The sequence below is a fragment of the Pseudomonas sp. Z1-14 genome (assembly GCF_051132005.1).
GTDB lineage: Bacteria > Pseudomonadota > Gammaproteobacteria > Pseudomonadales > Pseudomonadaceae > Aquipseudomonas.
The window spans coordinates 1,442,947-1,456,036 of sequence record NZ_CP071646.1 but is presented as its reverse complement, the minus strand read 5'-3'; the positions used below and the strand labels follow the sequence as shown (position 1 = coordinate 1,456,036).

Sequence of the window (13,090 nt, the reverse complement as noted above, 5' to 3'; positions counted from 1 at the left end):
TCGCTGGGAAAGCTCGGGATCGAGCGGGTTGCCGGCCAGCACTACTTCGGTGGATGCCTGGTGATTGCCTCCGTTGCTGAATACATCTTCCGGAATGTGGGTGAGGAGATTTTCGGACAGGTCGAGTTCTTCCAGGCTCGATAGCAAGTGTGCGTCTATCCAGCGGGGAAGCCGCCGGCGGCAGGGCCTTGCCCCTGCAACTGGACGTGCGCGACGAGACGGCGGTAGGCGCGGCCATGGACAGGGCCGCCGAACACTTCGGCGGTATCGATGCCCTGGTCAACAACGCGGGAGCGATTCGGCTCATGGGCGTCGAACATCTTGTGCCGAAACGCTTCGACCTGATGTATCAGATCAACACGCGTGCAGTGATGGTCTGCAGCCAGGCGGTCCTGCCCTACCTCAAGCGCAGCGGCGGCGGCCACATCCTCAACCTCTCGCCACCGCTGAGCCTGTCGTCCCGCTGGTTCGCCCAGCACGCACCCTACACCGTCACCAAGTACGGCATGAGCATGCTCACCCTCGGCATGAGCGATGAGTTCGAGAAATACGGCATCAGCGTCAACTCGCTATGGCCGAAGACCGTCATCGCCACCGCCGCCATCGAGTTCGAACTCGGCGGACGCCAGGCCTTCAAGCGCGCCCGAACCCCCGCGATCATGGCCGATGCCGCCCATGCCATTCTCTCCAGCAGCAATCGCCACGTCACCGGCCGCCTGCTGATTGATGAAGAGCTGCTGGCGGAACAAGGCCAGACCGAGTTCGGACAGTACCGCTACGACCCGCAAGGCGGCCCGCTGACACCCGACCTGTTTGTCGATTGATCTCGGCGCCGTCCTGTAATCAGCTCAATGCCCAACCCACCAGAACCGCCATCTCCAGCAGTTCCAGCAAGGCCCCCGCCGTGTCTCCGGTGCACCCGCCCAAGCGGCGCAGCATTATCCGGCGCAAGCCGATAAAGCCCAGCGCCGCGACCAGCAACGCCACCAGGCCGGCCCAGCCCGCCACCAGCCCGGAGGCCAGCGCAACGGCGCACAGCACCTGCCAACCGACGCGGCGTGGCAGGTGGTCGGCGAGCGCCTGGCCCAAGCCACCGGCACGTACATAGGGCGTGGTGAGGAACAGTGCCAGCAACGCACCACGCCCGAGGACCGGCACGATGAGCAGCGCCAAGGTCTGCTGCTGTTCGATCAGCGCCAGCAACGCGCTGAATTTGAGCAACAGCACCAGCACCAGGGTGACCACCGCGATCGGTCCGCTGCGCGGGTCCTTCATGATCAGCAGCGTACGCTCGCGATCACCGAAACCACCGAGCCAGGCATCGGCGCTGTCCGCCAGGCCATCGAGGTGCAGGCCGCCACTGAGCAACACCCAGGCCGTCAGCAGCAGCGCCGCATGCAGCAGCAACGGTGCGCCTGACAACCAGGCATCGAGCCCGCAGAGCAAGCCGCCGAACATCACCCCTACCAGCGGATAGAACAGCAGCGAACGACCCAGTTGCGCAGGTTCGGGCATGCCCGGCAAGCGCACCGGCAGGCTGCTGAGAAATTGCAGGGCGATCCAGAAAGGCAACATCTTCAGACCGCCTCTTCGAGGACTGGACCGGACGCCACCAAGAGAGAAAACAGCGCGCCGTGGGCGACTTCGACATTGAGCAATTGCTCGCGCGGCAGGCCGCGGGCGCGGGCCAGCAGCAGCCGCATCACGCCGCCATGGCTGACCAGCAGGATGCGCTGCCCGGCGTAGGCTTGATGCAAGCGTTCAAGCGCCGCCAGCACTCGCGCCGAAAACTCGAGTACCGGCTCACCTTCCGGCGGCGTGAAGCCGTAGGGATCGGCCCAGAACCGCCCCAGCGCCTCGGCGTCAGTCTCCATCAATGCCGCCGCGCTACGGCCTTCCCAGGCGCCGAAATGCAATTCCTGCAGGTCCTTGTCCAAGTCCACCGGCACGCCGAGTCGCGCACCCAGCTGTTCGGCGAAACGCGCGCAACGCTGCAAGGGCGAACTCACCAGCCGATCCCACGGCCCGCCCGCTGCGACCGCCGCGTGCATCTGTTCCCAGCCTCGTGGCGTCAGGGCGTCGTCGAGACTGCCGCGCAGCCCGCCGCCCAGTTCGGTCTCGCCATGGCGCAACAGGTCCAGGCGCAAGGTCATGCCGGGCGATCCGCCACGGCCGCTTCGGCGAAGGTCGCCATCTGCCCATGGAGGTCACAGGCCAGGCGCAACAACGGCACCGCCAGCGCCGCCCCGCTGCCCTCGCCCAGGCGCAAGCCGAGGTCCAGCAGCGGTTCGGCAGCGAGGGTTTCCAGCACGTGGCGGTGTCCCGGTTCGGCGCCACGGTGGGCGAACAACAACCAGGGCCGGCACGCCGGATTGAGCCGCACCGCCACCAGGGCCGCGACGCTGCAGATAAAGCCATCCACCAGCACGGCGATGCCTTGTTGGGCACAGGCCAGATAGGCGCCGATCAACGCGGCGATTTCAAACCCGCCAAGGTTGCACAGCGTTTGCAGCGGGTCGCCGTTCGACCCACCGTGCACGGCCAGGGCGCGTTCGATGACCTGGACCTTGCGGCTGATACCCGCCGCATCCAGCCCGGTGCCCGGCCCGACCAGATGCGCCACCGGGCAATCGAGCAAGGCACAGGCCAGCGCGCTGGCCGCCGTGGTATTGCCGATGCCCATCTCGCCACCGATGAACAGTTGCGTGCCGCTGGCAGCGGCGCGCATGGCACTGTCGCGTCCGGCTTGCAGGGCCTGTTCGCCCTGGACCAGGGTCATGGCCGGGCCCAGGAGGAAATTGGCGGTGCCCGGGCCGACCCGCAAATGCCGCACGCCGGGCAAGTCCAGCGAAGGCGTCACGGTGCCCAGGTCGACGACCTCCAGGGAAGCGCCCAACCGCCGCGCGAGCACGCTGATGGCCGCGCCGCCGCTGACAAAGTTGAGCAGCATCTGTCCGGTCACTTCCTGGGGATAGGCCGAGACGCCTTCGGCCACCACACCGTGATCGCCGGCAAAAATCGCGATCCACAATTGTTCAAGACTTGGCTTGACCTGCCCTTGCAGGCCCGCCAGTTGCACCGCCACCGACTCCAGGCGCCCGAGGGAGCCGGCCGGTTTGGTTAGTTGTTGTTGCCGCGCCATCGCTTGCTCCAGCACTTGGCTATCAACGGGCTTGCACGGGTCCAGCCACCAGCGGTGATTCATAACGCAATACCTTTGAGAGTCAGGGGCAGGCCGGCAACGGTCAGCACAACGCGCTGGCAACGTTCGGCCAGGGCTTGATGCAGCCAGCCGGCTTCATCGACGTAACGGCGAGTCAGCTCGCCCAGCGGCACGACACCCAGGCCGGTCTCGTTGCTGACAAAAATGATTTCACCGGGCAGCGCGCCGATGCAGTCCAGCAGGGCTTCGCGCTCGGCAGCCAGTCGGTCGGCATCGTCGAGCACCAACAGGTTGGTCAGCCAAAGGGTCAGGCAATCCACCAGCAGGCAGCGCTCGCTCGCGGCGGTTTCGCGCAACACCTGCGCCAGCGCCAGCGGTTCCTCCACCAGCGCCCAATCGGTCGGGCGCCGGGCGCGATGCTGAGCGACACGCTGGTTCATTTCGCCGTCCAGGGGTTGGCTGGTGGCGATGTAGGTCACCGGCAAGCCGGTGCCCGCAGCGAGTTTCTCAGCCAGGCGACTCTTGCCGGAGCGGGCGCCGCCGAGGATCAGTTGCAGCATGGGTCATTACCTTCTATCTGCCGGTGTGGCGACTGGCGCCATCGCGAGCAAGCTCGCTCCCACATTTGAAATGCATTCCAATGTGGGAGCGAGCTTGCTCGCGATGAGGTCAGCCCGGCCACCTCAAATCCCACAGAGTTCACGCAACACCCCGGTATCCAGATGCCGCTCCACCAGGTCCGCCAACCGCTCGATATCCCGCTCGCGCAACCCGTGGTAATCCACCGCCTGCACGTCCTGCACGCCCGCCCAGCGCAGCAACGCGCTGCTCGCCGCTGGCGTTTCAAACAGCCCATGCAGATAGGTGCCGAAAATCTGTCCGTCGAGGCTTCGGGCGCCGTCGCAACGGCCGCCGTCCAACGTCACCGCAGGGTTTTCCAGGGCCGGGCCAGTGGTCACACCCGCATGAATCTCGTAGCCGCTGACCTCGGCATCCTCCACGGCCAACCGCCCGCGTACGTTGCGCAACTGCTTCTCATGCTCCAGCGTCGTCTCGAAGTCCAGCAGGCCCAGCCCGGCACTCGAACCGGCCGCGCCTTCCAGCCCGAGCGGATCGTGGACCTGGCGGCCAAGCATCTGCAAACCACCGCAGATGCCCAGCAACTTGCCGCCGTAGCGCAGGTGCCGATTGATTGCTGTCTCCCAGCCGTTGGCGCGCAGGTAGGCCAGGTCGCTGCGCACGCTTTTCGAACCGGGCAGGATGATCAGGTCGGCCGGCGGGATGGTCTGGCCGGGGCCGATGAACTGCAGGTCGACCTGCGGGTGCAGGCGCAGCGGATCGAAATCGGTATGGTTGCTGATGCGCGGCAGCACCGGCACCACAACCTTGAGTACCTGTTCGGCCTTGTCGGCCTGACGCTGATCGAGACCGTCCTCGGCTTCCAGGTGCAGGTCCAGCACATAGGGCAATACGCCAATCACCGGTTTGCCGGTGCGCGCTTCGAGCCAATCCAGGCCGGGTTGCAGCAACGCCAGGTCGCCACGAAAACGGTTGATGATGAAACCTTTGACCCGGGCCTGTTCGCTGGGCGAAAGCAACTCAAGGGTGCCGACCAGGTGGGCGAATACGCCGCCGCGATTGATGTCGGCGATCAGCAGCACCGGGCAATCGACGGCCTCGGCAAAACCCATGTTGGCGATGTCGCCGGCACGCAGGTTGATCTCCGCCGGCGACCCCGCGCCCTCGACCATGATCACCGGATACGCCGCGCGCAAACGCTCATGGGAAGCCAGCACCGCTTGCATCGCGATGGCCTTGTAATCGTGATACGCCACGGCGTTCATGCTGGTCACGGCGCGGCCATGGATGATGACTTGGGCACCGGTGTCGCTGTTGGGCTTGAGCAGCACCGGGTTCATGTCGGTATGCGGTTCGAGGCCACAAGCCTGGGCCTGGACCGCCTGGGCCCGGCCGATTTCGCCGCCATCGGCGGTCACCGCGCTATTGAGCGCCATGTTCTGCGGCTTGAATGGCACCACGCTCACGCCCTGGCGCCTGACCCAGCGGCACAGCGCCGTGACCAGCGTGCTTTTGCCGGCATCGGAGGTGGTGCCCTGCACCATCAAGGTGGTCATTGAATGTCCTTGGCGTAGGCCTCGAAAGCCTGTTCGAGACGCAGGAATTCTGCGTCATTGGCCGGCAGCCCGAAGCGCAGACTGCTGGTGTTGATGAACAGCCGCAGGAGAATGCCGCGCTGGGCCATGAATTCATAAAGGGCCCGGGCGTGCTCGGTAACCACCCACTGGAACAACCCGCAACCGCCATCAGGCTTGAAACCGTAATGCTCGAGCAGCAGCGCCAGGCGCTCGCTGGTTTCTTCGCAACGCTGGCGCTGGCGGGCGTGGGCCTCGGTATCCAACAGGCACGCCTGGCCCAATATCCGCGTCGGCCCGCTGACGGCCCACGGCCCGACCTGTTCGGCGAGCAGCCTGAGCAAGCGTCGCTCGGCCAGGACGAATCCGAGGCGAACCCCGGCCAGGCCGAAAAACTTGCCGAACGAGCGCAGCACGATCAATCCGACCTGATGGGCGTAGGCGGCAAGGCTCAGGTGCGGTGTGATATCCATGAACGCCTCGTCCACCACCAGCCAGCCACCCCGCTGGGCCAGCCGCGCATGCCAATCCAGCAGGCGTTCGGGGTCCAGGCTCAGGCCCGTGGGATTGTTCGGGTTGACCACCACCAGCACGTCGAGGCTGTCGAGAAAGAAATCCACTTCCGCTTCCAGCACTTCGCGCACGATGTAGCCGCTGCGGCGCCAGGCTTCGGCGTGCTCGGCGTAACAAGGCGACAGGACCCCGACCTTGCCCGCTCGGCGTAGGCGCGGCAGCAGTTGGATGGCCATTTGCGAACCGGCCACCGGCAGCACATGCGTCGCTTCGTAATAGTCGCAAGCGGCCTGTTCCAGACCATCGTCGGTCTCGGGCAGGCGCGCCCAGGCGCGCAATGGAATCGCCGGGATCTCGAACGGCCAGGGCGCGAGGCCACTGGACAGGTCGAGCCAGTCGGCCTCGGCAATCCCGTATTGCCGGGCGGCGTTGCGCAGTCGTCCACCATGCTCAAGCATAAAACTCGGCTCCGAGGCAGAGAATCAGCAGCCATAACCATACGCCGCGTTGCACCAATTGCCAGCCTCGGTCAATCGAATCGGCACTGGCCGGCACGCCCTCGCCCAATGGCGGGCGTTGATGCAGTTCGCCGTGATACACCGCCGCGCCCCCCAGTTCCACACCCAGCGCGCCGGCACCGGCGGCCATCACCGGCCCGGCATTCGGGCTGTCCCAGGTCGGGCCCTGGCTGCGCCAGCATTTGAGTGCCAGGCGGGTCTTGCCGAGCGCAGCGTAGGTCAACGCCACCAGGCGTGCGGGGATGTAGTTGAGCAGGTCGTCGATTTTCGCCGCCGCCCAGCCGAAACGCTCGAAGCGCTCGTTGCGATAGCCCCACATAGCGTCGAGGGTATTGCTCAACCGGTACAACACCACGCCGGGCGCACCGGCCACGGCGAACCAGAACAGCGCGGCGAACACCGCGTCGCTGCCGTTTTCCAGGACCGACTCGGTGGCGGCGCGGGCAACGGCGGCTTCATCCAGCTCGGCGGTTTCGCGGCTGACCAGGTAACCGACGCGTCGGCGCGCCTCGTCCAGCTCACCGCTGCGCAGCGCCCGGGCCACCGGCTCGACATGCTCGCCAAGACTGCGCAGGCCGAGGGCGCAATACAGCGCCAGAATCTCCACCAGCCAGCCAATCATCGGTGCCCAGGACAGGGCCGTGGCGAGCAAGGTCAGCGGCACCACGGCGATCACCCACGCCGTCACTCCATGGCTGCGCCAGCCACGCCCGCCGGAGTTGAAACGTTGTTCGATGCGATCGGCAAAGCCGCCGAACGCCACCAGCGGATGCCAACGCCGGGGCTCACCCAGCAGCGCATCCAGCGCCACCGCGGCGGCACTGAGCAACGCTACGCTCATGGGCGCACTCCCCAGTGGTTTTCGTAAAGCAGTTCAGTGAGCGGACGCGGTTGCGCCCAGCCTTCCAGGGCCAGCATCGGCGCTGGGTAGAAGCCTTCGACCGGCCCCAGGCACAGGACCGCCAACGGCTTGGCCCCGGCGGGCAGGCCCAGCAGGTCAGCCAGGGCCTGGGGCTCGAACAGCGACACCCAACCCATCCCCAGCCCTTCGACGCGGGCCGCCAGCCACAGGTTCTGGATGGCGCAGGACAGCGAGGCCAGGTCCATTTCCGGCAAGGTCCGGCGACCGAATATGTGCCGCTCGCGGTCGTCCATCAACGCCGCCACCAGTACCTCGGCGCAGTCATTGATACCTTCGACCTTGAGCTGCATGAATTCATCGCTGCGCTCGCCCAGGGCTTCGGCGGTACGGATGCGTTCCTCTTCCACCAGTCGCTGGATCTGCCCACGCAAGGCGCGGTCGCTGATACGGATGAAGCGCCACGGTTGCATCAGCCCGACGCTGGGCGCCTGGTGCGCGGCTTCCAGCAGACGGCGCAGCAACGCCGGCTCGACGGTGCCGCCGCTGAAATGGCGCATGTCGCGGCGTTCGGCGATGGCGCGGTAGACGGCTTCGCGTTCGGCTGAAGAGAAAGCGTTGTCAGTCATGACGGCTTCGCGAGCAGGCTCGCTCCCACAGGGTTCAGGTGATCAAATGTGGGAGCGAGCCTGCTCGCGAAGACGGCCGCAGGGTCGGGCGCAAGCAACGCGGCAATCGCCCCGGGATTGGACGGAAAGTAAAAATGCACATAGGAAGCCGTCATCCGCCCCAGGCGGAAAACCGCCTCAGCCCCTCGCCCACCGTTCGGGCTGTGCCCACGGGCGATCGGCTCGAGTTCAGTGCTGGTCAAGGAGTGATGATAGGTATGCCCGCGCAGCGTGCCTTCCGGCAGCTCGACTGATTGCAACGCCAAGGCCGCAAGGCGCTTTTGCATCTGCGCTTCACCGCTCAACAGGCCGAGCAGCTCGGCGCGATTGCCCTCGACGTCGGTCAATGAATCGAGCAGGTAGAGCATGCCACCGCATTCGGCGAGCAGCGGTTTGCCGGCTGCGTGGTGGGCACGGATCGCCGTCAGCATCGGCACGTTCCGCGCCAGTGCAACGTGGTGCAGCTCCGGGTAACCGCCAGGCAGATACAGGCTGTCCGCCTCGGGCAGTTCGGTGTCATGAATAGGGGAAAAGAAGGCCAGTTGCGCGCCCATGGCCCGCAGCAGGTCGAGGCTCGCGCCATAGGTGAAGGCAAACGCTTCGTCGCGGGCGACAGCGATGCGCACACCGTCGAGCCACGGCTCGACGGTTGTCAGTTCGGGCGCGGCGAACTCGACCTGGGGCGGCAGCGACACTTCACAACTGCCGGCCAATGCTTCGGCCGCTGCGTCGAGGCGAACGTCCAGGTCATTCAGTTCGCTGGCCTGGACCAGCCCCAGGTGGCGGCTCGGCAGCTCGATGCCGGTTTCTCGCGAGAGCGCGCCGTACCAGCGCAGGCCTTCGGTCAGGCTGCCTTCGAGCAATTGCGCGTGGCGCAGGGTGCCGACCCGGTTGGCCAGTACGCCAGCGAACGGCAAGTCCGGCTGATAACGGGCCAGGCCCAGGGCCAGGGCACCGAAGGTCTGGGCCATCGCCGTGCCGTCGATCACGGCCAGCACCGGCACGCCGAAGTGGCGCGCCAGGTCAGCGCTGGACGGGGTGCCGTCGAACAGCCCCATCACGCCTTCGATCAGGATCAGGTCCGCTTCGGCGGCGGCTTCCCACAACAGTCGGCGACTTTCCTGCTCGCCGACCATCCACATATCCAGTTGATAGACCGCTGCGCCACTGGCGCGCTCAAGGATCATCGGATCAAGGAAATCAGGTCCGCATTTGAACACACGCACCTTGCGCCCCTGGTTGCGATGCAACCGTGCCAGCGCCGCAGTGACGGTGGTCTTGCCCTGGCCGGAAGCCGGCGCGGCAATCAACACCGCCGGACAGTGGCGGCTGGTCATCGAAGCATCATTCACAGTTCGACGCCCTTCTGCGCCTTGATGCCGGCCTGGAAGGCATGCTTGATCATGCCCATTTCGGTCACGGTATCGGCCAGCTCGATCATTTCCGGCTTGGCACCCCGGCCGGTGACCACCACGTGTTGCATCGGCGGACGGGCCTGCAGATCGCTCAACACCTGATCGAGATTGAGATAACCGTGCTTGAGAGCGATGTTCAGCTCATCAAGCACCACCAGGCCGATCGATGGATCGCCGAGCAGTTGCCGCGATACCGCCCAGGCCGCTTCGGCGGCGGCGATGTCGCGCTGACGATCTTGGGTTTCCCAGGTGAAGCCTTCGCCCATGACGTGAAAGCGCACCTGCTCCGGGAAGCGTCGGAAAAACAGCTCCTCGCCGGTGCTGTTGCGCCCCTTGATGAACTGCACCACGCCGCACTGCATGCCGTGGCCCATGGCACGGGCGAGCATGCCGAACGCCGAACTGCTCTTGCCCTTGCCGTTGCCGGTCAGCACCAGCAGCAGGCCACACTCGTTCGGTGAATTGGCGATGCGCTCGTCAATCACGGCTTTCTTGCGCAGCATGCGCGCCAGGTGGCGTTCGTCGCGATCGGGCGTATCGGTCATGAGGGGAGCTCTCCGTTGGGACTGGATAACGGCGGGCGGGCAGAAAAAAGGACGGCAGCGAGCCTGGCATCGCCCACCGTGATGCCGTTGGATGAATCAGGCCGGTCTCCGGGCTCATGAGCGGCGTAATGCCTGGCTGCGCGCCTTCCCATGTCTTGCGACACAGTGGCCTAGGCACAGCGTTGACTCATTTACCGTTGCGGGGGCAGCGCCGGGTTCGCGTTCGCTCACCGGCTTCCCTGTTTCACTCTGTCGGCCGCGACCGCGCCACAGAGCACCTGAAACAAGCCGCGAAGGTTAGAGGGTTGGGGATGGAGCGTCAATTAAAGCCGCCACCTGTATCCACTCGTTGACTGGCCCTGATCAATAAACTGACAGCGATCTTGTGTGAAGCTGCGGCAAGTGATATCAAATAGACACCACGACCCGATATCACAAGAACAAGAGGGCAAACGCATGCAAGGCATGATCATCAGCAATCCGAAGCTGGAGTTTCTACGCCCGGTGCTGGAACGCTGGTTCGACTGTATCGATCGCTACAACGCCGTGCGCGGCGATAACGACACCCCCTACTGGCATGATCAAAAAGCCAACCTCGGGTTGCTGTCTGCCGCTGCCTGGATGGCTGAGATGGTCACGCTGCAGAACGCAGCGACGCGCAAGCAGAACGAAGAAGGCGAACGCAACGTCAGCGCCGACCTGTTCATTGCCAGCGCCGATGAGCGCGCCTTTATCCAGGCCACCCAGCGCTGGCCGAAGGTCAACAACCTGAACCTGACCCAACCCTTGCTCGAAGCCGCCAGCGACGCCAAGCGCATCAGCTACGCCAGCGACCTGAAACTGGGCTGCCTGTTCGTTGCCCCGCAAAAAGCCCAGCAAAGCGCCACGCCAGAAGAGTTGCAGGACATGATCGACGACCTGCAGAAGGAGAACACCTGCGCCGTGGCCTGGTACTTCCCCTACGCCTATCGCAAATTGCGCAACGAGGCGGGCCAGTACCATCCGGGTATTGCGCTGCTGCTGAAACAGGCGCACGGCTGACTTCTTAAGGGTCTGCGGGGACCCTGTGGGAGCGAGCTTGCTCGCGATGGCGGTGCAACAGTCGACATCGATTTGCCGGATAGACCGCTATCGCGAGCAAGCTCGCTCCCACAGGGAAACTCGTCTGTCTGGAGGGGCATTATCCTCACCGTTGAACCATCCCACGTCTACGCTCCTCTATGAATAACCACATGCACTCATAGGGAAGCCCGCATGCTCAAGCCACCTCATCTGTTAATCATTGCCCTGGCTACGGGGCTTGTCGCGTGTGGCGAGTCTTCCACATTGCAGGTTTCCGACGGCACCGGCCCGTCGCCGAAACTGCCCGAACCGAACAAGACCCTGATTCCCACGGTGAATATCGCCGAAGCGGTCGGCTGGCCGGACGGCGCCAAGCCAACCCCGGCCCAAGGCCTGCAGGTAGTCGCGTTTGCCGAAGGGCTGGATCATCCGCGCTGGCTTTACGTACTGCCCATTGGCGATGTACTGGTGGCCGAAACCAACGCCCCGCCCAAGCCCGACGATACCCAGGGCATTCGTGGCTGGGTCATGAAAAAAGTCATGGGCCGGGCCGGTGCCGGCGTGCCCAGCCCCAACCGCATCACCCTGCTGCGAGACGCCAATCACGATGGCGTCGCCGAGACCCGGACGATTTTCCTGGAGAACCTCAATTCGCCGTTCGGCATGACCCTCGTCGGCAATGACCTGTACGTGGCCGACACCGACCGGTTGATCCGCTTCCCATACAAGGAAGGCGACACACAGATCAAGGCACAGCCAACCAAGGTGGTCGACTTGCCGGGTGGCACTTTGAACCACCACTGGACTAAAAACGTCATCGCCAGCCGGGACGGCAGCAAGCTGTATGTGACCACCGGTTCGAACAGCAACGTTGGCGAGAACGGCATGGAAGCGGAAGAAGGCCGGGCGGCGATCTGGGAAGTCGACCGGGCCACAGGCACTCATCGCATCTTCGCCGCGGGCCTGCGCAATCCCAATGGCCTGGCGTGGGAGCCACGCAGCGGTGCGTTGTGGACGGCGGTCAACGAACGGGACGAGATCGGCAGCGACCTGGTGCCGGACTACATCACGTCGGTGAAGGATGGCGGCTTCTATGGCTGGCCTTACAGTTATTACGGGCAGAACATCGATGTCCGGGTCGAGCCGCAAAACCCCGAGCTGGTGGCCAAGGCCATCGCCCCCGACTATGCGGTGGGCCCGCACACCGCCTCCCTGGGGCTGAGCTTCGCCGAGGGCAGCAAATTGCCCGCGCCGTTCACCGAAGGGGCTTTCATCGGGCAACACGGTTCCTGGAACCGCAAGCCCCACAGTGGCTACAAAGTGATTTTTGTTCCGTTCAGCGGCGGCAAACCGGTCGGGCAACCAGTAGATGTGTTGACCGGTTTCCTCAATGCAGACGAAAAAGCCCAGGGCCGGCCGGTGGGCGTGGTGATCGACAAGCAGGGCGGGTTGTTGGTGGCGGATGATGTCGGGAACAAAATCTGGCGGGTGTCAAAAAACTAGAGCTGAAAACCCGTGGCGAGGGAGCTTGCTCCCGCTCGGTTGCGTAGCGACCGCTAAAAGCTTGGGGCTGCTGCGCAGCCCAGCGGGAGCAAGCTCCCTCGCCACAAGAGCCTACCCGGCAGAAATCAGGGATTACGCGCCAGATGATCCGGCTGCAGTACGCGCTTGGCGCCCAGGTAGGCTTTCTGCCAATAGGCCTTTGACAGGCTGTCGAGCTTGACCGTCCCGCCCGTGGCCGGCGCATGGACGAAGCGCCCCTCCCCGACATAGATTCCGGCATGGCTGACCTGAGAGCCGCCATTGGTGGCAAAGAACACCAGATCGCCGCTCTGCAACGCATCCTTGCCGACTTCCGGCGCGCGCATGCTGATCATTTCGCGCGTGGAACGTGGCAGCGAGATGCCGGCGGCGTCACGGTACACATAGCCAATCAAGCCACTGCAATCAAAACCTGAATCCGGCGTGTTGCCGCCCCAGCGATAAGGCGTGCCCACCAGGCCCAAAGCCCGGAACAGCACGTCTTCGGCGGCGGGAGAAAAAGTCTGGGAAGGTGCGAACACCACCGGGGCCCGCACTGGCGCGGGAGGCGGGGTGCGACTGGCGCACGCGCTGAGCAGTGCAGCAAGAAACATGAGAGCGAGGCGGGCCGACGTCGACATAGGCACAACAATCCTGATCTGGATGCGGCTAT

Annotated in this window: 13 protein-coding genes, 1 pseudogene and 1 riboswitch; of the genes and pseudogenes, 3 read left to right on the top strand and 11 right to left on the bottom strand. The window is 64.8% G+C overall.

Features of this window, described 5'->3' with window-relative positions:
* Positions 1 to 128: 128 nt before the first annotated feature.
* Positions 129 to 824, top strand: a pseudogene (locus J3P89_RS06890) (SDR family oxidoreductase); the annotation flags it as partial.
* A gap of 19 nt (positions 825 to 843) precedes the next feature.
* On the opposite strand, the gene J3P89_RS06885 reads toward J3P89_RS06890, so the two are convergent.
* From J3P89_RS06885 to cobO, 10 genes are all read right to left on the bottom strand, one after another.
* The gene (locus tag J3P89_RS06885; RefSeq protein ID WP_434629082.1) at positions 844 to 1,575 is read right to left on the bottom strand and encodes an adenosylcobinamide-GDP ribazoletransferase; all 732 of its coding nucleotides are present in this window, start codon (positions 1,573 to 1,575) and stop codon (positions 844 to 846) included.
* Positions 1,576 to 1,577: 2 nt separating this feature from the next.
* Positions 1,578 to 2,153: an alpha-ribazole phosphatase family protein gene (gene cobC, locus J3P89_RS06880; protein ID WP_434629080.1), complete on the bottom strand. Its 576-nt coding sequence runs from the start codon at positions 2,151 to 2,153 to the stop codon at positions 1,578 to 1,580.
* Positions 2,150 to 3,205: a nicotinate-nucleotide--dimethylbenzimidazole phosphoribosyltransferase gene (gene cobT / locus J3P89_RS06875; protein ID WP_434629078.1), complete on the bottom strand. Its 1,056-nt coding sequence runs from the start codon at positions 3,203 to 3,205 to the stop codon at positions 2,150 to 2,152. Before cobT ends, cobC begins: the two co-directional genes overlap by 4 nt.
* Positions 3,202 to 3,723, bottom strand: a complete 522-nt coding sequence (cobU, locus tag J3P89_RS06870; protein ID WP_434697089.1) for a bifunctional adenosylcobinamide kinase/adenosylcobinamide-phosphate guanylyltransferase — start codon at positions 3,721 to 3,723, stop codon at positions 3,202 to 3,204. Before cobU ends, cobT begins: the two co-directional genes overlap by 4 nt.
* Before the next feature lie 123 nt (positions 3,724 to 3,846).
* Positions 3,847 to 5,298 (bottom strand): cobyric acid synthase, encoded by a 1,452-nt coding sequence (locus tag J3P89_RS06865; RefSeq protein WP_434697088.1) that lies wholly within the window; start codon positions 5,296 to 5,298, stop codon positions 3,847 to 3,849.
* Positions 5,295 to 6,287 (bottom strand): threonine-phosphate decarboxylase CobD, encoded by a 993-nt coding sequence (gene cobD, locus J3P89_RS06860; protein ID WP_434697087.1) that lies wholly within the window; start codon positions 6,285 to 6,287, stop codon positions 5,295 to 5,297. The genes J3P89_RS06865 and cobD overlap by 4 nt, the downstream gene beginning before the upstream one ends.
* A complete protein-coding gene (gene cbiB, locus J3P89_RS06855) occupies positions 6,280 to 7,188 on the bottom strand; it encodes an adenosylcobinamide-phosphate synthase CbiB (protein WP_434697086.1) in 909 nt (302 codons plus the stop codon). The genes cobD and cbiB overlap by 8 nt, the downstream gene beginning before the upstream one ends.
* Entirely contained in the window at positions 7,185 to 7,835 is a 651-nt protein-coding gene (gene bluB / locus J3P89_RS06850) for a 5,6-dimethylbenzimidazole synthase (RefSeq protein WP_434697085.1), read from the bottom strand. Before bluB ends, cbiB begins: the two co-directional genes overlap by 4 nt.
* The gene (locus J3P89_RS06845; RefSeq protein ID WP_434697084.1) at positions 7,832 to 9,211 is read right to left on the bottom strand and encodes a cobyrinate a,c-diamide synthase; all 1,380 of its coding nucleotides are present in this window, start codon (positions 9,209 to 9,211) and stop codon (positions 7,832 to 7,834) included. Before J3P89_RS06845 ends, bluB begins: the two co-directional genes overlap by 4 nt.
* Positions 9,212 to 9,222: 11 nt before the next feature.
* Positions 9,223 to 9,834, bottom strand: a complete 612-nt coding sequence (gene cobO, locus J3P89_RS06840; RefSeq protein WP_434697083.1) for a cob(I)yrinic acid a,c-diamide adenosyltransferase — start codon at positions 9,832 to 9,834, stop codon at positions 9,223 to 9,225.
* A gap of 82 nt (positions 9,835 to 9,916) precedes the next feature.
* Positions 9,917 to 10,131, bottom strand: a riboswitch (cobalamin riboswitch).
* Positions 10,132 to 10,290: 159 nt separating this feature from the next.
* Between cobO and J3P89_RS06835 the strand changes: the two genes are divergently transcribed.
* Positions 10,291 to 10,875 (top strand): hypothetical protein, encoded by a 585-nt coding sequence (locus tag J3P89_RS06835; RefSeq protein ID WP_434629064.1) that lies wholly within the window; start codon positions 10,291 to 10,293, stop codon positions 10,873 to 10,875.
* 213 nt (positions 10,876 to 11,088) lie between these two features.
* Positions 11,089 to 12,399, top strand: a complete 1,311-nt coding sequence (locus J3P89_RS06830; RefSeq protein ID WP_434697082.1) for a PQQ-dependent sugar dehydrogenase — start codon at positions 11,089 to 11,091, stop codon at positions 12,397 to 12,399.
* Between the two features lie 125 nt (positions 12,400 to 12,524).
* Here the strand turns inward: J3P89_RS06830 and J3P89_RS06825 are convergent, their stop codons facing one another.
* The gene (locus tag J3P89_RS06825) at positions 12,525 to 13,058 is read right to left on the bottom strand and encodes a C40 family peptidase (protein ID WP_434572431.1); all 534 of its coding nucleotides are present in this window, start codon (positions 13,056 to 13,058) and stop codon (positions 12,525 to 12,527) included.
* Positions 13,059 to 13,090: the final 32 nt, after the last annotated feature.

Bases quoted from the DNA above. Each gene is read 5' to 3' on its own strand.
- J3P89_RS06835 (WP_434629064.1), top strand. From the start codon at position 10,291: ATGCAAGGCATGATCATCAGCAATCCGAAGCTGGAGTTTCTACGCCCG.
- J3P89_RS06825 (WP_434572431.1), bottom strand. From the start codon at position 13,058: ATGTCGACGTCGGCCCGCCTCGCTCTCATGTTTCTTGCTGCACTGCTC.
- bluB (WP_434697085.1), bottom strand. From the start codon at position 7,835: ATGACTGACAACGCTTTCTCTTCAGCCGAACGCGAAGCCGTCTACCGC.
- cobD (WP_434697087.1), bottom strand. From the start codon at position 6,287: ATGCTTGAGCATGGTGGACGACTGCGCAACGCCGCCCGGCAATACGGG.
- cbiB (WP_434697086.1), bottom strand. From the start codon at position 7,188: ATGAGCGTAGCGTTGCTCAGTGCCGCCGCGGTGGCGCTGGATGCGCTG.
- cobT (WP_434629078.1), bottom strand. From the start codon at position 3,205: ATGAATCACCGCTGGTGGCTGGACCCGTGCAAGCCCGTTGATAGCCAA.
- cobO (WP_434697083.1), bottom strand. From the start codon at position 9,834: ATGACCGATACGCCCGATCGCGACGAACGCCACCTGGCGCGCATGCTG.
- J3P89_RS06865 (WP_434697088.1), bottom strand. From the start codon at position 5,298: ATGACCACCTTGATGGTGCAGGGCACCACCTCCGATGCCGGCAAAAGC.
- cobC (WP_434629080.1), bottom strand. From the start codon at position 2,153: ATGACCTTGCGCCTGGACCTGTTGCGCCATGGCGAGACCGAACTGGGC.
- cobU (WP_434697089.1), bottom strand. From the start codon at position 3,723: ATGCTGCAACTGATCCTCGGCGGCGCCCGCTCCGGCAAGAGTCGCCTG.
- J3P89_RS06885 (WP_434629082.1), bottom strand. From the start codon at position 1,575: ATGTTGCCTTTCTGGATCGCCCTGCAATTTCTCAGCAGCCTGCCGGTG.
- J3P89_RS06830 (WP_434697082.1), top strand. From the start codon at position 11,089: ATGCTCAAGCCACCTCATCTGTTAATCATTGCCCTGGCTACGGGGCTT.
- J3P89_RS06845 (WP_434697084.1), bottom strand. From the start codon at position 9,211: ATGACCAGCCGCCACTGTCCGGCGGTGTTGATTGCCGCGCCGGCTTCC.